The organism is Acinetobacter sp. GQ146 (assembly GCF_059758585.1).
In genome coordinates this window covers 32,943-55,928 of sequence record NZ_JCAXDV010000003.1, presented here as the reverse complement: position 1 = coordinate 55,928, position 22,986 = coordinate 32,943, and the positions used below count along the sequence as shown (strand labels likewise).

Sequence of the window (22,986 nt, the reverse complement as noted above, 5' to 3'; positions counted from 1 at the left end):
CTAGAAATGCTACTTGTACTGCGGTTGCAACATGTTAAATTAAAACTGTTTATTCTGCGACAGGTCTACGGTCATGCTCAAAATTCATTCTAAACTTCCGGCACAAGGGGTCACGATTTTTAGCCAAATGACCGCTATGGCGCAGCGTTTAAATGCCCTGAATCTTTCACAAGGCTTTCCCGACTTTGCCCCGCCACAAGCGTTAGTCGAAGCTTTAAGCCATGCCACTCTATATGGTTCCAACCAGTATGCACCTGGCGATGGCTTACTGGCCTTACGTGAGCAAGTGGCACAGCAATTTCTACAGCGCGATCAACTGCAACTCGATCCCATCACTGAAATTACCATTACCCCTGGCGCCACCATCGCAATATTTAGTGCAATTCAAGCTCTGGTTCATGCGGGCGATGAAGTGATCGTGTTCGATCCGAGCTATGACAGTTATGCGCCTAGCATTGCTTTAGTCGGTGCGAAAGCCGTGCATATTCCTCTGGTTGCTCCACACTTCCACGTCGACTGGAATCGGGTTGCAGCAGCAATCAACGACAAGACCCGTATGGTGATTGTGAATACCCCACACAATCCGACTGGCGCGATCTGGTCACAACAAGATTGGCAGCAGCTGATTCAACTGATTCAGACTCGTAATATCGTGGTGCTTTCCGATGAGGTCTATGAACACTTGGTGTATGACGGACAGCCACATTACTCGGCATTATCTTTTCCTGAACTTCGCGGACGTAGTCTAGTGGTGGGTTCCTTTGGAAAAACCTTTCATGTGACAGGCTGGAAAACCGGGTATTGTGTCGCAGCACCTGAATTGATGCGGGTTTTTCGTCAGGTCTATCAATTTGCCAGTTTCTGTGGCGTGACTCCAGTACAAACCGCCTTGGCCAACTATATGCGGCAACACCCTGAGCACATTCAGCAGCTCGCTGATTTTTATCAGAAAAAGCGCGATTTATTTATCTCAGGACTGGCAGGCTCGCGTTTTCAACTGATCCCTTCTCAGGGAACCTATTTCCAAAATCTGGATTACCGTGCTATTCGTCCCGATCTGAATGATATTGAAATGTGCCATTTTCTGGCAGAACAGCATGGCATTGTTGCCATTCCCATTTCGGTATTTTATCAGCAGACACCCACGGATTTACGTTTAATTCGCTTCTGCTTTGCCAAAACCGAGCAGACCTTAGAACAGGCCATCGAGATTCTGAACCATTGCTAGTCATTTTTCAGGCTTTCCCCACAGTGAAAATTCAACAGATCTGCTGCTTTTTTTCCTTGTGGCTTATGTTATGTTGCAAAGGACACAATAAAAAAATGATGGATGATCAATCACCAATATGGCTGCCGACCCTCATGCTCCATTAATCCATGCCAATACCTTTTGGAAAGCTTTTCTTTGGTTTCTGCTGCCCTTAATCGCGACCAATATTCTGCAAAATCTTTCAGGAACCATTAATACGGTATTTGTCGGACAAATGCTTGGGGTCGAAGCAATTGCTGCGGTTTCGGTCTATTTCCCCATTCTGTTTTGCTTACTGGCTTTTATCATTGGCTTATCGGCAGGTTCAACCGTACTGATTGGACAGGCTTGGGGAGCGCAAAATCTAGAAAAAGTCCGCAGTGTGGTCGGATCCACCCTGTTTATGACCTTGATTGGTGGCAGTGTCATTGCCTTGTTGGGTGTGATCTTTGCCAAGCAGATTTTATTATTATTGGGAATCGACCCTCAAATCATGCATCTCTCTTTGCCTTATGTGCAATGGATGATGGCAGGTAGCCCACTCCTGTTTGTCTATATTATTTATACCTCCATTTTACGTGGGGTCGGCGACAGTATTACCCCGCTGATCGCACTGGGCATGACCAGTCTGATTGGTCTGGTGATTACCCCTGTTTTAATTGCGGGTTATTGGGGTTTCCCCAAACTTGGCATCATCGGACCTGCAATTGCCACTATTATTGGCTATGCCGCAGTGCTGCTGTTTTTAGTGGTTTATCTCAATAAAAAACACCACCCACTTCGTCCTGACCGAGAATTACTGCGTCATATCAAATATCAACCTGAACTGACCCGCATTATTCTGCGCTTAGGCATTCCAACAGGCATTCAAATGGTCACGACCTCTGTCGCAGGCTTAGTGATTGTCGGAATGGTGAATCGCTATGGCTCTGAGGCGACTGCGGCCTATGGTGCGGTCAATCAGGTACTGAACTACATTCAGTTTCCAGCACTTTCCATTTCCATTGCTGCCTCGATTTTTGCGGCACAAGCGATTGGTGCGGGCAAAGCCGATTTACTCACCAAAGTTACCCGTACCGCCCTGCGTATGAATATCATCATTACCGGCATTTTGGTGATCTTGGCCTATCTATTCTCAAAATATCTAATGGCCTTGTTTATTATCGACCCTGAAGTCGTGGCATTGGGGCAACAACTGCTGTTTATTGTACTGTGGTCCATTTTATTTTTTGGTGCCAGTGCGATTTTTGCTTCGATTATGCGTGCCAGTGGCACGGTCAATGTTCCAATGCTGATTAACATTGCCGCTATCGTACTGATTGAAGTGCCGTGCGCCTATTTGTTTAGTCAATGGTTTGGCTTAAAAGGCATCTGGTATGGCTATGCTTTGGCATTTGTCAGCCTCTGCATCATGCAAGGCCTGTATTATCAGTTAATCTGGAAAAAGAAAACGGTAGAAACCTTAATTTAATCGCGCATCCGCAGAAAAACGTGCTGAATCCAGACTCAGCACGTAGCATGTTTATTTAAACCGTTTGCTGAGCGAAGTCGCCATGGCGGTCACCTTTTGATAGCCCGTAGGCAAAAGGCGTTGAATCAGATCTAGGGACTTGGCATCGTTCCCAATCAACACGCGGCGTTTGTCTTTCTGCACCGCGTTTAGAATTTGACGTGCGGCTTCTTCAGGTGGAATCCGCAATAGTTTGTTAAAGGCCCGTGCTGATTTCTCAGGGTTCATGCCCAGACTGCGCAAGCTGTCGTTCATGCGCGCATCATTGGCAATATTGGTTCGGATGCCACCGGGATGGACACAAAGTGCACTTACGCCACAGTTTTCAATATCCAGTTCTTGGCGTAAAGATTCGGTAAAACCACGTACCGCAAACTTAGTGGCATTGTAAGCCGATTGGGTTGGTTGTGCCGTTAAACCAAACAAGCTGGAAATATTAATAATATGCCCCTCACCTGTTTGCTTAATCAAAGGCAAGAACTCTTTGGTGCCGTACACCACCCCCCAAAAATTAATCCCGACAATCCATTCCAACTCATCATAACTCGCGCCTTCAACCGTCGAGCCCAATGCCACCCCAGCATTGTTGAAAATCATATTGACGGAACCATGATCTTGCACAGTTTCTGCAGCCCAAGCCCGCACAGCATCACGATCGGCCACATCCAGTTTTTTAGTGGTCACTCGTACCTGACTGTCTTTCAATAGTTCCACGGTTTTTGCCAAACCTTGCTCATTAATATCACTAAGCGAAAGATGACACCCCTGTTGCGCTAACAGCAGTGCCAGTTGTTGACCAATTCCTGAACCCGCACCCGTGACGGCTGCCACTTTATTGTTAAAATTTTTCATTTTGTTTCCTTATGGGTTGCATAGACGCTGACAATGCCATCACTGTTTTTTGATGGTCTATGCGTTTGACTGAATCAATATAAATTTGACAATAGCCATTGTCAATAATGATCAGATAAATGTGGTTTGTAATTTTCAGCCTGCTTAAATTTAGGTATTTGTGGCAATTGTTGTTAAACTATACACCGTCTTTGCTACGTTTTGCCTCTATGACTCACTCCAATACCAACGATGCAGAAAAAAACGAAAATCCACTGAAAAATAAAGAACGTCAGTTTAAAGGGCTGTCTCTGAGTGAGCGCAAACTTGCACGTCGTGAAAAATTAATTGAAGCTGGTATTGAGGTGTATGGCACCCATGGTTTTTTTGCCGTAACCGTGAAAGATATCTGTAATGAAGCCAAACTGACTGAACGTTATTTTTACGAATCGTTTAAGAAAAGCGATCAGTTATTCCAAACCATTTTTGTAAAACTGATTGATGAACTTCAGCACAACGTGATGCAGGCGATTATGCAAGCCTCTGGCAATCACGAAAAAATGGTAGATGCGGGACTCACGGCCTTGTTGAGTACGCTCAGAGATAATCCGCGCATGGCGCGTATTATTTATATTGATGCCATGCTGGTACAAGAGCTACATAATCAAGCCACCCTGCACGAAACCATGTTGCGCTTTGATCGCATGATTCATGCTTTTGTCATGTTGATGATGCCGAACCTGCCACACTCAGAACGTGAAATTTCATGGGTTTCAACCGGCTTAAATGGCTATGTCACACAAATTGCGATTCGCTGGGTCATCAGTGGCTTTAAACAGTCTTTAGAAGATGTACTGGCCTCTTGCCGCGTGGTGTTTATTGCACTGTTATCTTCATTTTCGACTAAAAAAAATTAAATTACAGCAATTTAATTTTTACGATAATTTAAATTTGATTTGTATCCAGCGAAGGAGATTGTCTAAAATTGTTCATGTTTTCGACTAAAAATTGTCACAAAACTTTGCGAAAATCGGCATTCTCCCCTATTCTGCAATGATACTGTCATAATTAATCTTTGTAATAAGCCTGTCATAAATAAAAAACGGCCTACCGTTATCATCAATAGGATATTGCGTTGTGAAAGATGACTACATACTAATCGTCGATGACGAACTTCCCATTCGAGAGATGATTCATACCTCTTTGGATATGGCAGGCTTTCAATGCTTACAGGCAGAAGATGCAAAACAGGCGCATCAAATGATTGTCGATCAACGCCCAGCGTTAATTCTGCTCGACTGGATGATGCCGGGTGGTGTCAGCGGTGTCGATCTCTGTCGTCGCCTGAAACGCGATGAAAATTTATCTGAAATTCCTGTGATTATGCTCACTGCGCGCGGAGAAGAAGACCATAAAGTCCAAGGTCTCGATGCAGGTGCAGATGACTACATGACCAAACCGTTTTCGACACGTGAATTGGTATCGCGCATTAAAGCCGTATTGCGTCGCGCCAATGCTCTGAGTGGCGAAAAAACCATTGATGCCAATGGTTTATTGCTTGACCCAGTCAGCCAACGCGTGAGTTTTGGCAATAACATTCTAGAAATGGGTCCAACGGAATATCGTTTGTTGGCCTTCTTCATGACCCATCCTGAACGTGCCTATACCCGTGCGCAATTGCTTGATCAAGTCTGGGGGGGCAATGTTTATATTGAAGACCGTACCATTGACGTGCATATTCGTCGCTTACGCAAAGTCTTAGAGCCCTATGGCGCAGACCGTTTTGTTCAAACCGTACGTGGTACCGGATACCGTTTCTCTACCCGTGCAGATGTAGCCTTAGGTTAATTTTAAATTTATGTATGAACCCTATCCTGTCCCCGAACTGGCTCGTGAACATCAAAAATTCCGTTATAGCAGTTTATGGATTTTTGCCAAGCAAGACTTACGCTTACTGGCATTCCTGCTGCTGATTGCGGGCTTTATAGGACTCGGTATAGGGTATTTCTGGATCTGCATTTTTGCTGCCTTCACCATTTTTTTTGCCTTTCAACTGCGTTCCTTGTATCTGGTCAATGAATGGATTTCCAATCGTCCCTATGATATTCCCCCCAATCTAAATGGAATTTGGGGCGCTTTGCTGTTTAATGTTTATCGTGCCCAACGCCAAGAGCGGATTGTACAAGCCGAAATGGTCGGTTTGATTGATCGCGCTCAGTCTTCACTGGTGGCTCTGGCTGAAGCCGTGGTGCTGATTGATGAACTGCATCAGATTGAATGGTGGAACCCTGCGGCTGAAAAGCTGCTCGGGATTCAGGCGATGGATCGGGGCCGTAATATCATGACCATTTTACGCCAGCCAAGTTTTATCGAATACTTCAAGCAAAGCGATCAAAACCCTGATGGCATAAAAATGAAGTCCTCGGTATTTGAAGATCATTATGTGCAAATCAAAATGACCCGTTTCGGCGGTGAAAGCCGCTTACTGGTCGCCTATGACGTGACGCGTATGCATAATCTGGAACAAATGCGTAAAGACTTTGTCGATAATATTTCACACGAATTACGCACGCCATTAACGGTACTCAGTGGCTATATTGAAACCTTTACCGATCAGGAAGATTTAAATCCGCGCTGGAAACGTGCTTTCGAGCAAATGCAGGCGCAAACCAAACGCATGAATGCTCTGGTCAATGATTTACTGCTGCTGTCGCGCTTAGAAAACAATAAACAAATTGCCAAAAATCAAATCATTGAAATGCCAAGTTTAATGAATCAATTATTTGATGATGCGCAGGCCTACAATGTTGATTATGGGCATACCTTAAATCTCGACATTGACAGCCATTGTGACTTGATTGGTTCAGATACCGAATTGGCCAGTGCCTTTAGCAATCTGATTACCAATGCCATCAAATACACCCCCAAAGGCGGCACCATTACCATGGGCTGGCATGATGATGGCGAACATGGTTATTTCACTGTGCAAGATACTGGTATTGGCATTGACCCGAAACATCTCCCGCGCTTAACCGAACGTTTCTATCGAGTCGATAGTGCACGTAGCCGTCAAACAGGTGGAACAGGGCTGGGACTGGCGATTGTGAAGCACGTGCTGATGCAACATAACGCGCATTTAGAAATTGAATCCAAAGAAAATCAAGGCTCAACTTTTAAAGTGGTGTTCTCGAAAGAACGCCTGTATCACATGAGCTAACTGATTATTTTTATAGTATTTTGAATCTGATGATTGAGATGGCTATACAGCATAGCCATCTCAAGCCGTCTATTACACGGTATGACCGAGCGCCTGCCCCATCACCACCGTTGAATTGGCTTTAAACTGCGCATCCCACTGCATTTTATTTTGTTCAAACAACACAATCGCGGTTGAACCCAAATAGAAACGGCCTAACTCCGCGCCTTTTTCGAGGAACAAATTGTGTTGGTTTAACTCTAAACGACCTGTCGGTTTTACCTTGCCAGTCGCAACCGTTTCAATCCCAGCCACAATCATCGCCCCGACTAACACCACAGCCATACGCCCCAATTCGGTGTCAAACAAGCACACCATACGTTCATTGCGCGCAAACAAACCGGGAATATTTTCAGCCGTGGTTTGATTTACAGAGAACAATTCACCAGGAACATACAGCGTTTCCGTCAGTGTGCCTGCAAATGGCATATGCACACGGTGATAGTCTCGTGGTGACAAATACACGGTGGCAAATTCACCTTCTTTAAACGGTTCAGCCAACTGCGGATCGGCAATCAGTTTTTCAACCGAAAAACTTTGCCCTTTGGCTTGGAACACTTCACCAGCTTCGATATGACCCAATTGGGAAATAGCACCATCAGCTGGAGAGACAATACTGCTGGCATCCATATCAATTTCACGGACACCTTCTTGTAAGGCACGCGTAAAAAATTCATTGAAGGACTTATATTTCAACGCATTTTTCTGCTCTGCAATTGACATATCAATGCCATATTGCGCTTTAAATGCAGAAATCACCGTATTTTTAATTAACGGATGTTCACTGGCAGCAAGCTTACCGACCACACGGGATAATTGATGTTGCGGCACAACACGTTGTGCTTGAATAAAGAATTGTTTTGTTAAACGTGAGGTGAGGCTCAAGACGGTAACTCTCCAGTAACAATTGGACTATCGAGGCGATTGCCCCATTCACTCCACGCACCATCATAAGCTCGAATCTTCCAACCCAATACACGACCCAGAATATAAGCCAAACCTGAACGATGATGTGACTGACAGTACACCACCACAGGTTCTTGTAAATTGAAACCTTGTTGTTCTAAGCGTTGTTGCGTGCGTTCTAAAGCATACAATTTTAAATGATTTTCACGGTCAAGGGCAGTACTCCATTCAAAATGGCGTGCATTTGGAATATGACCGCCACGTCGAGCTGCCAATCTTAAACCCGTATATTCATCTTCAGTACGACAATCCCAAAGCTGAATTGCCTGTTGCTGGACTAAGGTAAGCAATTCTGCATATTCAATTCGGACCTGATCTTGGGCAGCCAGATTCAGCTCAACCAAAGGCTGCTCAGGGACGAATTGCTCCTGCTCCGAAGTTGTTGGCAAGCCTGCTGCCAACCATGCATGAATGCCGCCATTTAATAATGAGGTTTGATAAAACCCCAAACAGTGTAAATTCCAGATCAGTCGCCCGGCCCAAGCGCCACCTTCATCATCATAGACCACCACATGATGTTCAGGACTAATATTCAGATAAGCAATTAATTGTTTTAAGCCTTCAGCATCAGGCAATAAACCTGTGGCATTTTCCTCTTGGCGTAGCAATTGCGCGGGCTTCAGTGGAATGGCGTGCGGAATATGCAGCTGGGCATAGACTGAGCTTCGACTTAAATCCACGATACGTAATTTTTCATTGTCTAAATGCGGAAGCAAATCTTCCACATCAATTAATAAACCCAAATTTAGTGTCGATTCCGTCATGATGTTTTACACGTTTTGTCCTAGCAACTGCTTGATGTTAGCATACGCTGATGTCTACTGAAGGCTGATTTTCTAATTCTTCTTTGCAGAAAATCAGCAATATAAATCAAAGCTTACACAGGCTCACTGATTTGAAAAACCTGTCTTAAATACGCCAAGAAAGTATCGTTATCGGTCATGGTCTTGCCCGGGCTATCCGAAATTTTTGCCACCGACTGACCATTACATTCCACCAGTTTCAGCACGATATTCAGCGGGGTTTGCCCCATATCATTGGTCAAGTTGGTTCCAATCCCGAAACTGACCTTAAAACGGTCTTTAAAATACTGATGTAAAGCCCATGCTTTGTGCAAATTCAAACCATCACTAAAGGTCAGCATTTTGGTGCGGCTGTCAATTTTTAAGGTCTGGTAATGGGCATAGGCTTTATCGCCCCAAACAAACGGGTCACCACTGTCATGGCGTAAACCATCAAACAGTTTTGCAAAATACAGATCAAAGTCGCGCAGGAAAGCATCCATCCCCACCACATCGGTTAAGGCAATGCCCAAATCACCGCGATATTCTTGCACCCACGTTTCCAGTGCGGCCTTTTGAAAATCACGTAAGCGCACATCCAGCGCCTGAAAGGCCTGCAGGAATTCATGTGCCATGGTACCAATTGGTGAAATGCCCAATTCTTTGGCCAGCAGCACATTGCTGGTTCCCCGAAACACATTCGGTACAGCTTGGTGAAAGGCCTGAATCACATGACGCTGCCAAGCCAAGCTGTAGCGACGACGGGTACCAAAATCAGAAACTAAAAATGGAGGATCCTCTGGACGCTGCTGTTGCTCACATTGCTGAATAAACTCAATTTTGGCTTGTAAGCGACGTTCACCTTCTGCCAAAACTTCAGGAGAACGCAGGCGTTGGAAATACAGTTCATTGACAATGGCCAAAACAAAAATTTCGAACATCATGGCTTGCACCATCGGGCCTTCTACCCAAATGTCCAAACGGCCTTCACGGTCTATGCCGGTATGAATAAAACGGCGTTTAAGCTGGAATAGTTCTAGATAATCCACGAAATCACTTTTAATGAAGCGCAGACCCCGTAAATATTGCAGTTCATCTTCCTGAAAACGCAGCTGACACAAATAATCTAACTGCTCATTCAAGTCTTCTAAAATGTCGACCAAAGGATAAACCGTTTCATCCAAATTACGGCAACGGAAATGATAGACACTATGCGTTTGCGGAAACTGGTGCAGCACCACTTGTAGCATGGTGAATTTATATAAGTCGGTATCGAGTAAAGAATGAATGATTGCAGACATAAAGGTTCAGTTTTTATCAACTTCTAGCATTAAAGCACACTTTCAGGGCGAAAAAAGCCATTGTTTGCATAAAACGACTCAAATCCGAAGCGGCCTAAATCAGTGATGAGCGGATGTTTGCTACAATGCCCAGTCCATCCATACTGAGGAATGCACGTGCGGGCCTTATTACAACGCGTACTCGAAGCCAAAGTCGTCGTCGACGGTCAAGTGACAGGTGAAATTCAACACGGACTGCTGGTCTTTTTAGGGCTAGGGAAAGAGGATCAACTCGACAAAGGCAAAAAGTTGATTGATAAAATCTTGAAGTACCGCATTTTTGATGATGAACAAGGCAAAATGGGCTGGAATTTAAGTCAGGCTCAGGGTGGTTTATTATTGGTCTCGCAATTCACCTTAATGGCACACACTCAAAAAGGCTTACGTCCAGATTTTGGTCCTGCCATGCCGCCAGAAGCCGCCAAAGCCCTCTACGATCAATTGGTGGATTACGCTAAATCACAATACCCGCAGGTGCAAACAGGTATCTTTGCCGCGGATATGAAAGTGCATTTGATTAATGATGGTCCAGTGACCTTTCAGCTTGAAGTTGAATAGCACATCACGACATAAAAAAAGCCTACAACATGCTGTAGGCTTTTTTATGGATGTTGCCATCTAATAGTCTTATCGACCCGTTTTTTCTTTTAAGAACTGACGTGCCAATTGAATTTTTTCTTTCACAGGCTTCGGCAATTTTGGTGGAATCAATTTTGCTGCTTTGTTAAACCAAACCAATAGGCTGAAATCCCCTTCCATTTTAATGCTGCCATTTTGCATGCCCGTCATGAACGCGCTTGGGTCACCTTTCAATAAAGTTTTTACCCCTTGCTCGCTATCTGCAAATTGTAAAATAAAATCGGCTTTCTCAGCGTCGCCTGAAACCGTATCAATTTGTCCATTATTGATAATAATTTGACGTGCAACGCCTTGGTCAGTCCCAATTTGAATACGGAATTGGCGATCATGAATCAACTCAATAAATTTAGGACTAGTGCGTGCCAGTTGTTTCATGCGTAAGACTAAGCTTGCCACCAACAGGTCAAGTGGGTCGGTACTCACATCAACCAAAGGAAGCTTTACAACTGGAATTGAAGACAGTTTCATGACGTTTGAAGCCTATTGTAATTGTAGAAAAATTGACTGCTCCATCCTACCATAACTGCATTCTGATGGAAGCTAGGCTTTGTATAACAATACAGATCATGACGCAAAAGTCATGCGAAAATTTTTATCTTCATCACCCAAACCGATGATTTTTGTCGAGTGAAGAAAATCATCATCCTACGTTCAGCATGCTCACGATCACCCTAGATAGTGTCGGTAAAAGAAAATGCCAGCGGCGATTCATCTTGAGCTGAAACTCGGCTCCTTCCGATCTTGCATCAGAAGGAGGAGGAACATTAACGGCTACTGCATTGCTGCTGATCATCTTCATACACAGGGGTATGTTCAATATAGCGGCGTTTTGAGATGGCACGTTCAGCACGGCGATCTTCACGAAATAACAATAAGCTGAACAGGGTCATCGCGATGCTGACTGCAGCGAGATAGCTATATGCCATAGGTAATTCAAATACGACTTGAATGCTCAGCCGCATCATTTCTAACAAGCCCCAGAACATCATGCCTGCAAACATAAAGCTCAGCCAGCGACGATAAGGCGAGAAGAAAACTGCAATTAATGCAACAGCCACACAACTCAAGCCAATTATGGTTGCCAAATTTGCTGTGACCATAAAAACCTCCGTCTTCAAGGGGACTGATGTCTGGACGCTCGTCCGATCAGCAATCCTCACGACCTATATTAATTTTGTGGAATTTGTCTATCTGTGTCTCTATGCAAGCATTATGAGCAGTTTTAAACAGAAAAAAAGGCATGCTTTTTTATTGAGCGACATACCTTGTCGCAATATTATTTTGTCATTACATTTTTTGTAATTTCCAGTTTAAGGGAAGCGAGAGAAGCCACGTCTTGGCGTGTCATTACAAAAAAACAACCGGTTTTTTTAGCGGAAAAAACTTTTTTTCTTGGCTCAGATCGATATGCATGAGCTGCAATGCTGCAAGATTTTTTTCATACAAATCTGCTAAAAAAGGACACAAAAAACGCAATCCGAAGATTGCGTTTTTTGTCATTAAACCGTAACGATTACGAACAGTTAAGATCTTTATCATGCACGCCTAGCAGATATAAAACCCCATCTAAACCGACGCTAGAAATCGCCTGATTGGCATTCTTACGTACCAATGGTTTTGCTCGGAAAGCGACACCTAAGCCAGCGATCGACAGCATTGGCAAGTCATTGGCTCCATCACCCACAGCAATGGTCTGTTCTGGAGAAATCCCCATATTGTCTGCCAGCTCACGCAATAAAAAGGCCTTACGCGCGCCATCGACAATGTGCCCTTTAACTTCACCAGTTACCAAGCCATTTTCTACATCTAGGACATTGGCATGGACTTCATCAATCCCGAGTTTGGCTTGTAAATATTCAGCAAAATACTGGAAACCACCAGATAAAATAGCCGTTCTATAACCCAGTGATTTTAAAGTGGTAATAAGACGCTCTGCCCCTTCGGTGATGGTCAGACGTTCAGCAATTTTAGGTAAAACTGAGGCATCTAAGCCTTTTAACAAAGCCACACGCGCACGGAAACTTTGCTGGAAATCCAGCTCACCTTGCATCGCGCGTTCGGTAATTTCGGCAACTTGTGCACCGACACCGGCTTCTAGCGCCAACTCATCAATCACTTCTTGCTCAATCAGGGTCGAGTCCATATCAAAACAGACTAAACGGCTGTTACGGCGGTACGCATTGTCTTCTTGTACCGCAACATCAATGCTGAGTTCAGCAGAGAGGCTGAGGCAGGCCGCACGCATGGCTGTGGCATCCAACATCTGCCCACTCAAACCAAACTGTACGCAAGAACGTTTTGGTCCTTCGGACGGGTTTTGCAACTGTGGACGGCCAGATAAACGGGTCACAGTTTCAATGTTGAAACCCTGATTGGACACAATATTAGTAACAGCTTGTAAATGCGCTGCAGTCAGTTCTGGTGCCAAAGCCGTGACAATATAGCGTGTCCGACCGCCTTCACTGACCCATTGATCATATTCTGTCGCAGAGATAGGTTTAAAGCGCACTGTTAAGCCGATATCATGTGCTAGAATCAGAATTTCCTTCATGGCTAATGCTGTTGCAGTCTGGTCATCTGACGAAACAACAATACCTAGAGTCAGTTGATTATGGATGACGGCTTGCCCAACATCTAGAATTTGTAAGGAATGAGTGGACAACACCTGCATTAATCGAGTGAATTGATTAGGCTGGTCGGGTCCCAAGAATGATATAAGAATGATTTCTCGCATGAATTGACTCGGATCTGAGCTACAACAATTGTGAGAATCATAATCGAATTTGAATAGAATTGCCTTGGAAGTTTACGTTGAATGCGCCTAGACAAGGGCTATTTGCTAGCCTACTGATAATAAGTTTTGCACTTCATACCTTTTTATTGGTGATTGCAACCACTCACCAACTGAATGAAAACCGTGCAAATCAAGGACAACTGATGACCAGCCAACTGGTCACCGACAGCTTGTCGGAACTTGAACCTGCCAATACCGTTTCACTGGCGCTATTGGTCAATCGTTATGCCACCAATCCAAGCGTGGCCTCTATTCGCATTCTAGATGGTGCAAATCAGGTCTTGGCAACTGGTGGTTTATCGAAAACCCGCGAAGGTGAAGTGTTTGTCCGTGATGCCCTTCAAAATGAGAAAAAAGTCGGCACCATTGAAATTACCCTGATTCAACCTAGCATTGGTGAAATTTTACGTACCCAATGGCTGGCGATTTTATTTTCCTTCTTTATTCATGGACTGTTATGGTTGGCCTATCGTGCCATTGCTCGCCCAAGCCGTTCTGAATACTTGGCCCGGATTAACAATGAATCCCGTTTAAAGCACGAAATTCAGGCCCTTACCCAAGCGCTCGAACAAGAAAAGCATAATGCCGCTTTAACCATTGCACAGGCGCAGCAACAGTTCCAAAACAAAGCCAAACTGAAAGAAATTAAACCTGTGATTGTGGATGATTGTTCAGTTGCCTTGAATATTCAATTTTATGATCCAAAACAACTGCTCGACTCGGTCGATCAGACCGTTTCCGTACCATACTTTAACTTGTGCCAGATTTTCCTGAATAAAAGCATTGAGCTTGCCATTCAGCACTACAAATTAAACCGTTCGGATATCACCACCGTACAACAGTTTAATGCACAAGGGGCAACCCTTACTTTGTCTGCAGAAACACCAGATGCGGTACCTTGCTTGGTGATGATTGGTAGCGTATTCCAACTGCTGTCCGAAGTGCTCTACAAGCGCTACCGCGAAGAAAAGCGTTTTGTATTACAAACCCGCAGTGCGGTGTCTTGTGCCGTCGAGACCATGCAACTTTCTGCGGTACAAGCCGCAGAGCGTTTGGTGCATCAGCTTTCTGCCAAAGAAAGTGCCGTTCATCTCAGCAATGAGTTGTTAAAGCAGATCAGTGAGCATTATGATTTGGTGGCTTTACCGAATCCAACCAACGTATTAACCCGTCATGCCTTTATGATTAATGGTATGGATAGTCATACAGCGGAACTTGCGCAAAGCCTCAGAACCGAGATTTTGAAAGGCAAACAATCCAAAGCCTCTTAAAATGCAAAAGCCTGACCATGTCAGGCTTTTTTCTGTTTAATCCATCTGCTTAAATTTTTTGCTGGCTCTTGCTCATAAGCAATTCCTGTGCGGAATGCGGGGCTTGTTCCAGACTAGGTTGGGCTTTTAACCATTCCCCCGAAGACTGTAATTCCCATGTGTTTTGTTGATCCGATAAATAGTTCAACAAACCATCTTGCAGAATGCGCTTTTTAATTTTGCCATCCAAAATTGGAAAACAGGTTTCTACCCGAGAAAATAAATTGCGCCCCATCCAGTCGGCACTGGCACAATACAGTTTCTTTTCACCGCCCTGTTCAAAATAATAGACTCGGGTATGTTCTAAAAAGCGTCCCACGATTGAACGCACCCGAATATTTTCGGAAAGCCCTGCCAATTGGGGTACCAGACAGCAAATCGAACGAATGATTAAATCAATTTTTACCCCAGCCTGTGACGCACGATACAGAGCAGCAATTAATTGCGGTTCGGTTAAGGCATTCACCTTGACAATAATCCGCGCACTTTTGCCCGCTCGGGCGCACTCTATTTCCTGCTCGATCAGTTTTAGCAATTCTGCATGTAAGGTAAAAGGGGCATGCAGCAAAGTTTTTAATTTTGCCATCTTGCCCATTCCTGTTAGCTCTTGGAACATCCGATGCACATCTTCACAGATATCAGGCTGTGTGGTCATCAAGCCATAATCGGTATACATCTTGGCATTACCCGCATGATAGTTGCCCGTCCCCAGATGCACATAACGCAGCAATTGCTGTTCTTCACGACGTACTATCAGAATCATTTTGGCATGGGTTTTATAACCGACAATGCCATACACCACCACCGCACCCGCCTCTTGCAGCAGATTGGCCACCGTGATGTTGGATTCTTCGTCAAAACGTGCCATCAGCTCAATTACTGCGGTCACTTCTTTGCCATTCCGTGCGGCTTCCGCCAATACTTGCACAATCTCTGAATCAGGCCCGCTGCGATACAGGGTTTGTTTAATGGCCAGCACATTGGGATCTTTGGCCGCTTCACGCAATAAACTGATGATGGGCTGGAACGAGTCAAAAGGATGGTGCAGCAACACATCTTCTTTTTTTAAAATCTCGAAGATGGATTGCTGTTTGCGAAAAGGCTTGGGAATAACTGGATTAAACACGGGATATTTTAAATCTGGACGCTTAAAACTGGTGCTTAAACGTGACAAATTAATCGGCCCATGAATTAAATATAAGTGCTGCTGATCCAAATCAAATTGATCTAGCAAATAGTCGACAATTTCACGTGGACAATCATCTTCGATTTCTAAACGGACTGCACGCCCAAAACGGCGCGAAGAGAGTTCATCCTTTAAGGCGACGGCTAAATCATCCACATCTTCCGACAAAATTAAATCGGCATTGCGGGTGACCCGAAACGCATAGCAACCGGTGGCTTTCATTCCCGGAAATAAATCACTGATATGTTGCTGAATAATCGCAGTCAGGAAAATTTGCTCTTCCTGACCATCGGTACTTTCAGGCAGACTGATCAAGCGCGGCAAGGAACGCGGTGCAGGTACAATCGCCATTGCAATTTCCCGCCCAAAAGCATCTTTGCCTTCCAAACTGACAATAAAATTCAGACTTTTATTGACCAGACGCGGAAATGGATGTGAAGGATCCAGACTGATGGGCGTTAAAACGGGCTGCACCTGTTTGGCAAAATAAGCTGCAATCCAGGCCTTATGTTTTTCTAAAATGTCCTGATATTGAATGAAATGAATGCCCAAACCCTGCAATTGCGGCAAGATGGAATGGTTTAAAATCTCATACTGCTCTTGTACTGCCTGATGGACACGCTGCGATAATTCCGCCAAGACCACATCTGTTGGAATGGCATCTGGCATGCGTGTCAGCGCATTTAAATCCTGCTGTTTCATCAGTCCCGCAACCCGAATTTCAAAAAATTCATCTAAGTTGCGAGAAAAAATAATCAGAAAATTTAAACGCTCTAAAATCGGTAACTCGGTATTCTGTGCTTGTGCCAAAACCCGACGATGAAATTCCAGTAAAGCCAGTTCACGATTAAAATAAGTTTCTGATGAATGTTGAAAATTTTGCATTTTCTCTCAATATGGTTGATTTATAATCAACACTTTACCCTCTGTGCTTGGCATCTTAGGTGGGGTTTATGACGGTTTTGTTACATCACCCAAAAACCCTAGGCTTTGCCCCTTTTTTTATACTTTATGTTCAAAATAGATGACTTTTAATCTCGTCCAGCTTCGTGTTGTGAAACCTCATGCTGTACGGGCATTTTTCTGGCCCAATAGGTTGCCAAAATAGGGCCTGAAATATTATGCCATAAACTGAAAATCGCACTCGGCAATGCGGTTAATGGCGCATGCGCAAAATGCACTGCTGCCAAAGCCACGCCTAAACCTGAGTTTTGCATCCCCACTTCAACTGCGACCGCTTTGCTGTCGGCATAACTCAACTGAAATAAACGGCTACAGTAAAAGCCCAAAAGATATCCCAAGCCATTATGCAAAGCCACCACCAGAAAAATCAGCAGTCCCGAATGCAAGATCTGCGCTTTACTGCCGCCAATAATGGCGGCCACAATCAGGACTATCCCCAACACGGAAATGAGCGGCATCAGGACCACATACTGCTGCACCTGCGACTTGAACAAGCTGCGCAGTACCCCCCCAAAAACTATCGGCAATAACACAATTTTTAAAATTGAACTTAACATCGACCAGAGATAGATCTCGATCCACTGGCTGGCCAGCAGGTAAAAAATTAAAGGCGTCAGAATAGGCGCCAATAAAGTCGACACAGCTGTACAGGCCACAGACAAAGCGGTATTGCCTTTGGCCATATAGGTAATCACATTGGATGCCGTTCCTCCTGGGCAGCAGCCAACCAAAATCACCCCAAGTGCAATTTCAGTAGGTAATTGGAACAGCACACACAAGCCATAAGCCAGTAGCGGCATCACCACAAATTGTGCCGCGACCCCAATGCCGACAGCCTTGGGGCTATGCAAAATCACCTTAAAATCTTGCAGTGTCATGGTCATGCCCATACCAAGCATAATCATTCCCAACACCCATGGAATATAGGCTTTAAGCCAAACAAACAGCTCAGGTTGGATTAAGGCAATGCCTGCAAACACCACCACCCACAGCGCAAAAGTTTTCTGAATAAAACGGCTGAATTGCAAAAATGCCGACATGCTGGGTACTCAAAATGGAGGAAAATTTGAAGGTTAAAGCATAACTTTACGACCCTCATGCTGCATTGACGATATCTTTCATATACATACGACGTACCCCAGCCGCCAACATATCTTGCCAGGCATGTTGTAAAGAACCATTTAAATCAATCGCCTTGGTGGCATCGGCAATCACATAGGTGGTAAATCCCAATCGACTGGCATCGATTGCAGTCCACGCCACACAGAAATCGGTCGCAATCCCGACAATATATACCGTATCAATCCCGCGTTCTTTTAAATAGCCCGCCAAACCAGTTGTGGTTTTTCGGTCTGCTTCCATAAATGCCGAATAACTATCGATATCGACATGGGTACCTTTTCGAATGATTAATTGTGCTTGAGGTAAATCTAATGCTGGATGGAAGTCCGCATCTGGACTGCCTTGCACACAATGGCTTGGCCATAACACCTGCGAACCATATGCCAATTTAATCTGCTCAAAAGGCTGTTTACCTTCATGATTTTCAGCAAATGAAATATGCTGCGCAGGGTGCCAATCTTGGGTCAGAATAATGTGCTCAAAATAGTCCCCCAATCGATTAATCTGAGGAATAATTTGGTCGGCATGTGCAACAGCCAGATTCCCGCCTGGGGTAAAACCATTTTGGACATCGACCACAATCAAAGCTTTGTTATTTTGCAGGTGTTTCACGTTGCAATGCTCGCTGTTATTTTTTATTGTCCGCTAGCATATAACAAAACAGAAAGGCTGTTGTGAGCTGAAGCGTCGAATCAGCACATTCGCCTAGATTTAGTTCCTATCAAAAGTCCCAATAAAAATAGCCCGTCTAAGACAGGCCATTTCATAACTGAAAACGCTTTTAAGCTGGGGTTCTTTGCAAACGCTGCACCAAAACCAGCATCAGCACGGCAGAAATCACGATACAAGGAATGGCCGCGGAGATCACCCCTGTTGCGGCAAAACCTGCGGCCAAAAGCTGACCGGCAATAGTTGGGCCCAGCATCGCACCGATACGTCCAACAGCCGATGCCATACCGACCCCAGTACCCCGCAGTTCGGTTGGGTAAACAATACTGCCAAAGGCATAGAGCACGCCCTGACAGCCAATCACAAATGCACCGACCAAAGCAGAAGCCATATACATTTGCGTTAAAGAACTTGCCGCATTGAGTGCAAATAAGCCCGCAAGAATGCCCCCGTACATCAACACAATCACGTACGCTTTTTTCCAGCGGTCCGTCAGTAGCCCTAAAATAACCGTTCCTACAGTGGCACTCAGCATAAAATAGAATTGTGCCGTACTGCCTTCCTTACGTGAGAATCCCAGTTCCATAAACAGTGAAGGCAACCAGCTCAGCATGATATAGACCACCATCAGCGTGAAGAAATAACTCACCCAAATCAGGCCTGTGCGCAGCATATTCTGACGACTAAACAAATCGCGGAACGAAGCCTGAACCGCGCTGTGCTGCTCTGTCCGGTTTTGTGCTTTTAAGAATTCACGCGATTCCGGTAAAAACTTAATCATAATCGGTAAAACAACGAGAGGCAGTAAGCCACCCAAATAAAAAATATTCTTCCAGTTTGCGCCAAAGTCCTGACTGGCAATATAGGATAAGATTGCTGCACCTACTGGCATACCGCAATACATTAGCCCTACAGCTTGACCGCGCTTTTCAGGGCGAACCGCTTCCGATGCCAAGGTAATTAAGAGCGGCATCGCAGCCCCCAAACCAGCCCCCGCCAAGAAGCGAACCAACAACAGGCTATAAAAGCTATTGACCCACACCGTACACAAAGTAAAGACCGCAAACACGGCAACCGACCAGATCAGCACCGTCTTACGCCCAATGCGGTCGGAAAATCGTCCACCGATCAAAGCGCCAGGCAACAAACCTAAAATTCCCGCACTAAAAAACACCCCTAACTGGGTACTGTCCAGTGCAAAATGCTCACGAATCCCTGCTGCTGCAATCCCTGCTGCCTGAATATCCAGCCCTTCAATTACGGCTATTAAAAAACAAATGGCAACGGTAATTACCGAATGCCGATTTTCTGATGTTACATTCATCGCAAAATCCTTGTTCAAGCATCGTCCAAAATGAAGCCCATCATCCTTGAAGCTGAAAATGAAATTAACTCACCTTAAGTTGAAGATTTTTTTTAGTTTTTTAATAAATTATGAGACAAGTCACATTTTTACCCCCACTACTAAATAGTCGTAAAAACAATTAATCGCCATAAATTTTGACTAATTTAGTCAACAATTAGATGTAACTTGAATGACTTAGCGGTTTTAAATGGGGAAATGGTTTGTTTCAGTTATCGCTTAAATCAATGACTGCGATATTTTTGACTGATGATACTCTTATATTTTTCAGGCTGTAAATAGAGCTAAAAGCTCTGTATTTATTCATATAAGCTCTTAATCTTGCTTGGATTTATCCTGAAATTTGATTTTTTTCTAGTGTGCTTGAGGGCTGGATCAAGCCAATTTTGTCATCCTTGTGCAATTTCTTTTTGCTTTTTTTAAAGTTTTGAGTTGCTTTGACTAAAGCATATTGTTCTTCATCGTTTGTTCAGTCATAATTTGCGTAAGCATTATTCAATTGGTCAAAATCTTCTTGAAATTGCTATAAATCAAAATACGCACCCATCCAACCTCATGTTTTTCACCTCACTGGATGGACAAATAGGATATTTTTTCAAAATGACTCAGCAAGCACAGATCATTCAAGGCTCAATAGTCGCAATCGTCACCCCAATGTTTGAAGATGGCAGCGTAGATTGGAAGGGTCTTGAGAAGCTCGTTGAGTGGCACATAGAACAGGGAACAAATAGTATTGTTGCAGTTGGAACAACTGGTGAAGCTTCTACATTAAGCATGGCTGAACATACACAAGTGATTAAAGAAGTCATTCGTGTAGCGAACAAACGTATTCCGATTATTGCTGGTACTGGTGCAAACTCAACACGCGAAGCGATCGAACTCACTAAAGAAGCCAAACAGCTCGGGGCTGATGCAGCCTTATTGGTCACACCGTATTATAATAAACCAACACAAGAAGGCTTATATCAGCATTATAAAGCTATTGCTGAAGCTGTTGATTTACCTCAAATTCTGTATAACGTCCCAGGTCGTACTGGCGTCGATTTAGCGAATGAAACTGTGATTCGCCTTGCCGATATTCCACAAATTATTGGCATTAAAGATGCAACAGGCGATGTACCGCGTGGTCAAGCCCTGATTGAAGGCTTACGTGGTAAAGACATGGTGGTGTACTCAGGTGATGATGCAACCGCATACCAGTTAATCGAACTTGGTGCTAAGGGCAACATTTCGGTTACGGCAAACGTTGCGCCAAAACAAATGAGTGAAGTGTGTGCCGTTGCAATTGCAGGTGATGCTGCGCGTGCAGAAGAACTCAATGCGCAAGTTGCAAATTTACACAATATTCTATTTTGTGAATCGAACCCAATTCCTGTGAAATGGGCACTACACGAAATGGGCTTAATTGGTACAGGCATTCGCTTACCATTAACACCTCTTGCAGAACAATACCGCGCACCGCTTCGTGAAGCGTTAGTTGCGGCAGGTATAATCAAATAAAGAGCACTATATTATGCAGTTACGTTTAGGTTTAACCCTTGCACTTTCAGTATTCAGTTTAGCGGGTTGTAGTTCACTGGCGGTTAGCAATAAGTCTTTGAACTATAAAGAAACAGTAACCCTAGAACCGCTACAATATCCTGAAGGGTCATTGGTTCGTCCAGCAACGCCACTGTATCCTGCACCAACGGTTGAACCACTGGCTATTCAACATGCACCCAAGCTTGAAAATAGCAAGGGCAACCGTTTCGCGCTCCCTCGCCCAGATGTTGCTGCGCCGAACAGCACAGCAACCACGGCAACAGAACAAAGCTCTGCTGTTGGTCGTCCGCAATTGCTTACCGATGGAAATCAAAATCCACTGCTCAAAATTGATGGAAATTCTGATACAATTTGGCAGTATACACTTGCCACGCTCAGCAGCCTGAACCATAACATTGTGGGTCAAAGTAAAAACCGTTACGAAGTAACGCTTAAAATCGATCAGCAGATCTACGTACTCCGACTAACATCTGTAGGTTCAAGTCATAACTTGGCAGTGTTTAATGCCGATAACAGCTTTGCAGACCAACAAAAAGCTGCAGAACTGTTAACCCAGATTTACCAAAACTGGCCGGCCTAGATCAATACTAGGCATTTTTTTTTGCAAAAGGTTCCCCCATGTTAAAACAAACCTTGCTCTATACTGGTAAAGCGAAATCTGTGTATGAAACAGATAGTCAAGACCATCTGATTTTAGTATTTCGTGATGATGCCTCTGCGTTCAATGGCGAAAAAATCGAACAACTAGATCGTAAAGGCAAGGTGAACAACCGTTTTAACGCCTTTATCATGGAGCAACTGGCTGCTGCTGGCATTGAAACTCACTTTGAAAAATTACTTTCTCCAACTGAAGTGTTGGTCAAGAAATTAGACATGATTCCTGTGGAATGTGTGATTCGTAACTATGCGGCAGGTTCTTTGTGCCGTCGCTTAGGTGTTGAAGAAGGCAAAGAACTCACGCCTCCAACATTCGAATTGTTCTTCAAAGATGATGCGCTTGGCGATCCAATGGTCAACGAATCTCAAGCGATTGCTTTAGGTTGGGCGACTGCTGCTCAATTGGAAAAAATGAAAGAACTCACTTACCAAGTGAATGACGTTCTTAAAGCCCTTTTCGACAAAGGCAACATGATTTTGGTCGACTTCAAACTTGAGTTTGGCGTATTCCATGACCGTATCGTGTTAGGTGATGAATTCTCTCCAGACGGTTGCCGTCTATGGGACAAAGACACCAAGAAAAAATTAGACAAAGACCGTTTCCGCCAAGGTTTAGGTGGTGTGGTTGAAGCTTATGAAGAAGTTGCTGCACGTATCGGCATCGATCTTTCAGACATCTAATCCTGTCTAAAGTTTCAAAATAAAAAAACCGAGTCTGCTGGCTCGGTTTTTTTATGCGCTGTATGACAGGCTTGATTGCCCATCCCCTAAATTGAATCTGATCTGGCTAATGAGTCGGTCTCGTCT

21 protein-coding genes are annotated in these 22,986 nt (G+C 44.3%); 10 read left to right on the top strand and 11 right to left on the bottom strand.

The window, feature by feature from the left end; translation table 11 throughout:
- Positions 1–73 precede the first annotated feature (73 nt).
- Positions 74–1,228 carry a methionine aminotransferase gene (locus tag AC6CHI_RS06330; RefSeq protein WP_498120133.1) on the top strand — a complete coding sequence of 385 codons (1,155 nt, stop codon included), beginning with the start codon at positions 74–76 and terminating at the stop codon, positions 1,226–1,228.
- A 118-nt stretch (positions 1,229–1,346) separates the two neighbouring features.
- Entirely contained in the window at positions 1,347–2,720 is a 1,374-nt protein-coding gene (locus AC6CHI_RS06325; protein WP_458891911.1) for an MATE family efflux transporter, read from the top strand.
- A 51-nt stretch (positions 2,721–2,771) separates the two neighbouring features.
- Here AC6CHI_RS06325 and AC6CHI_RS06320 read toward each other — a convergent pair whose 3' ends face one another.
- Entirely contained in the window at positions 2,772–3,611 is an 840-nt protein-coding gene (locus tag AC6CHI_RS06320; protein ID WP_458891912.1) for an SDR family NAD(P)-dependent oxidoreductase, read from the bottom strand.
- 209 nt (positions 3,612–3,820) lie between these two features.
- Here AC6CHI_RS06320 and AC6CHI_RS06315 point away from each other — a divergent pair, with 209 nt between their 5' ends.
- The 3 genes from AC6CHI_RS06315 to phoR all read left to right on the top strand — a co-directional run bounded on the left by AC6CHI_RS06315 (position 3,821) and on the right by phoR (position 6,807).
- The gene (locus AC6CHI_RS06315; RefSeq protein WP_498120537.1) at positions 3,821–4,507 is read left to right on the top strand and encodes a TetR/AcrR family transcriptional regulator; all 687 of its coding nucleotides are present in this window, start codon (positions 3,821–3,823) and stop codon (positions 4,505–4,507) included.
- Positions 4,508–4,727: 220 nt separating this feature from the next.
- Positions 4,728–5,438 (top strand): phosphate regulon transcriptional regulator PhoB, encoded by a 711-nt coding sequence (phoB, locus tag AC6CHI_RS06310; RefSeq protein ID WP_016168882.1) that lies wholly within the window; start codon positions 4,728–4,730, stop codon positions 5,436–5,438.
- A gap of 10 nt (positions 5,439–5,448) precedes the next feature.
- Positions 5,449–6,807 carry a phosphate regulon sensor histidine kinase PhoR gene (phoR, locus tag AC6CHI_RS06305; RefSeq protein WP_498120131.1) on the top strand — a complete coding sequence of 453 codons (1,359 nt, stop codon included), beginning with the start codon at positions 5,449–5,451 and terminating at the stop codon, positions 6,805–6,807.
- A gap of 72 nt (positions 6,808–6,879) precedes the next feature.
- Here the strand turns inward: phoR and asd are convergent, their stop codons facing one another.
- From asd to pncB, 3 genes are all read right to left on the bottom strand, one after another.
- On the bottom strand, positions 6,880–7,731 hold the full coding sequence (gene asd, locus AC6CHI_RS06300) for an archaetidylserine decarboxylase (protein WP_458891914.1): 852 nt from the start codon (positions 7,729–7,731) through the stop codon (positions 6,880–6,882).
- Entirely contained in the window at positions 7,728–8,576 is an 849-nt protein-coding gene (locus AC6CHI_RS06295; RefSeq protein WP_498120130.1) for a sulfurtransferase, read from the bottom strand. Before AC6CHI_RS06295 ends, asd begins: the two co-directional genes overlap by 4 nt.
- A gap of 113 nt (positions 8,577–8,689) precedes the next feature.
- Positions 8,690–9,895: a nicotinate phosphoribosyltransferase gene (pncB, locus tag AC6CHI_RS06290; RefSeq protein ID WP_498120129.1), complete on the bottom strand. Its 1,206-nt coding sequence runs from the start codon at positions 9,893–9,895 to the stop codon at positions 8,690–8,692.
- A gap of 156 nt (positions 9,896–10,051) precedes the next feature.
- Here pncB and dtd point away from each other — a divergent pair, with 156 nt between their 5' ends.
- Entirely contained in the window at positions 10,052–10,492 is a 441-nt protein-coding gene (gene dtd / locus AC6CHI_RS06285) for a D-aminoacyl-tRNA deacylase (protein WP_498120128.1), read from the top strand.
- Positions 10,493–10,561: 69 nt separating this feature from the next.
- Here dtd and AC6CHI_RS06280 read toward each other — a convergent pair whose 3' ends face one another.
- The 3 genes from AC6CHI_RS06280 to serB form a co-directional block, all read right to left on the bottom strand.
- Positions 10,562–11,041: an SCP-2 sterol transfer family protein gene (locus AC6CHI_RS06280; protein ID WP_458891918.1), complete on the bottom strand. Its 480-nt coding sequence runs from the start codon at positions 11,039–11,041 to the stop codon at positions 10,562–10,564.
- 296 nt (positions 11,042–11,337) lie between these two features.
- Positions 11,338–11,673, bottom strand: a complete 336-nt coding sequence (gene aciT / locus AC6CHI_RS06275) for a ciprofloxacin tolerance protein AciT (protein ID WP_458891919.1) — start codon at positions 11,671–11,673, stop codon at positions 11,338–11,340.
- A gap of 413 nt (positions 11,674–12,086) precedes the next feature.
- On the bottom strand, positions 12,087–13,307 hold the full coding sequence (gene serB / locus AC6CHI_RS06270; RefSeq protein WP_498120126.1) for a phosphoserine phosphatase SerB: 1,221 nt from the start codon (positions 13,305–13,307) through the stop codon (positions 12,087–12,089).
- A 77-nt stretch (positions 13,308–13,384) separates the two neighbouring features.
- Here serB and AC6CHI_RS06265 point away from each other — a divergent pair, with 77 nt between their 5' ends.
- Positions 13,385–14,638, top strand: coding sequence for a hypothetical protein (locus AC6CHI_RS06265; RefSeq protein WP_498120125.1), 1,254 nt, complete (start codon positions 13,385–13,387; stop codon positions 14,636–14,638).
- A 49-nt stretch (positions 14,639–14,687) separates the two neighbouring features.
- Here the strand turns inward: AC6CHI_RS06265 and ppk1 are convergent, their stop codons facing one another.
- From ppk1 to mhpT, 4 genes are all read right to left on the bottom strand, one after another.
- Entirely contained in the window at positions 14,688–16,748 is a 2,061-nt protein-coding gene (gene ppk1, locus AC6CHI_RS06260) for a polyphosphate kinase 1 (protein ID WP_458891922.1), read from the bottom strand.
- Positions 16,749–16,894: 146 nt separating this feature from the next.
- A complete protein-coding gene (locus AC6CHI_RS06255) occupies positions 16,895–17,866 on the bottom strand; it encodes a bile acid:sodium symporter family protein (protein WP_498120123.1) in 972 nt (323 codons plus the stop codon).
- A gap of 55 nt (positions 17,867–17,921) precedes the next feature.
- Positions 17,922–18,551 carry a bifunctional nicotinamidase/pyrazinamidase gene (pncA, locus tag AC6CHI_RS06250; protein ID WP_498120535.1) on the bottom strand — a complete coding sequence of 210 codons (630 nt, stop codon included), beginning with the start codon at positions 18,549–18,551 and terminating at the stop codon, positions 17,922–17,924.
- 178 nt (positions 18,552–18,729) lie between these two features.
- Positions 18,730–19,941 (bottom strand): 3-(3-hydroxy-phenyl)propionate transporter MhpT, encoded by a 1,212-nt coding sequence (mhpT, locus tag AC6CHI_RS06245; protein WP_498120122.1) that lies wholly within the window; start codon positions 19,939–19,941, stop codon positions 18,730–18,732.
- A 639-nt stretch (positions 19,942–20,580) separates the two neighbouring features.
- Here mhpT and dapA point away from each other — a divergent pair.
- Genes dapA through purC form a run of 3 tightly spaced genes read left to right on the top strand, consistent with a single transcriptional unit; the run spans position 20,581 to position 22,860 of the window.
- Positions 20,581–21,480: a 4-hydroxy-tetrahydrodipicolinate synthase gene (gene dapA / locus AC6CHI_RS06240; protein WP_498120120.1), complete on the top strand. Its 900-nt coding sequence runs from the start codon at positions 20,581–20,583 to the stop codon at positions 21,478–21,480.
- Positions 21,481–21,493: 13 nt separating this feature from the next.
- The gene (locus AC6CHI_RS06235) at positions 21,494–22,102 is read left to right on the top strand and encodes a lipoprotein-34 precursor (NlpB) (RefSeq protein WP_498120118.1); all 609 of its coding nucleotides are present in this window, start codon (positions 21,494–21,496) and stop codon (positions 22,100–22,102) included.
- Between the two features lie 38 nt (positions 22,103–22,140).
- Positions 22,141–22,860: a phosphoribosylaminoimidazolesuccinocarboxamide synthase gene (purC, locus tag AC6CHI_RS06230; protein WP_458891927.1), complete on the top strand. Its 720-nt coding sequence runs from the start codon at positions 22,141–22,143 to the stop codon at positions 22,858–22,860.
- Positions 22,861–22,986 lie beyond the last annotated feature (126 nt).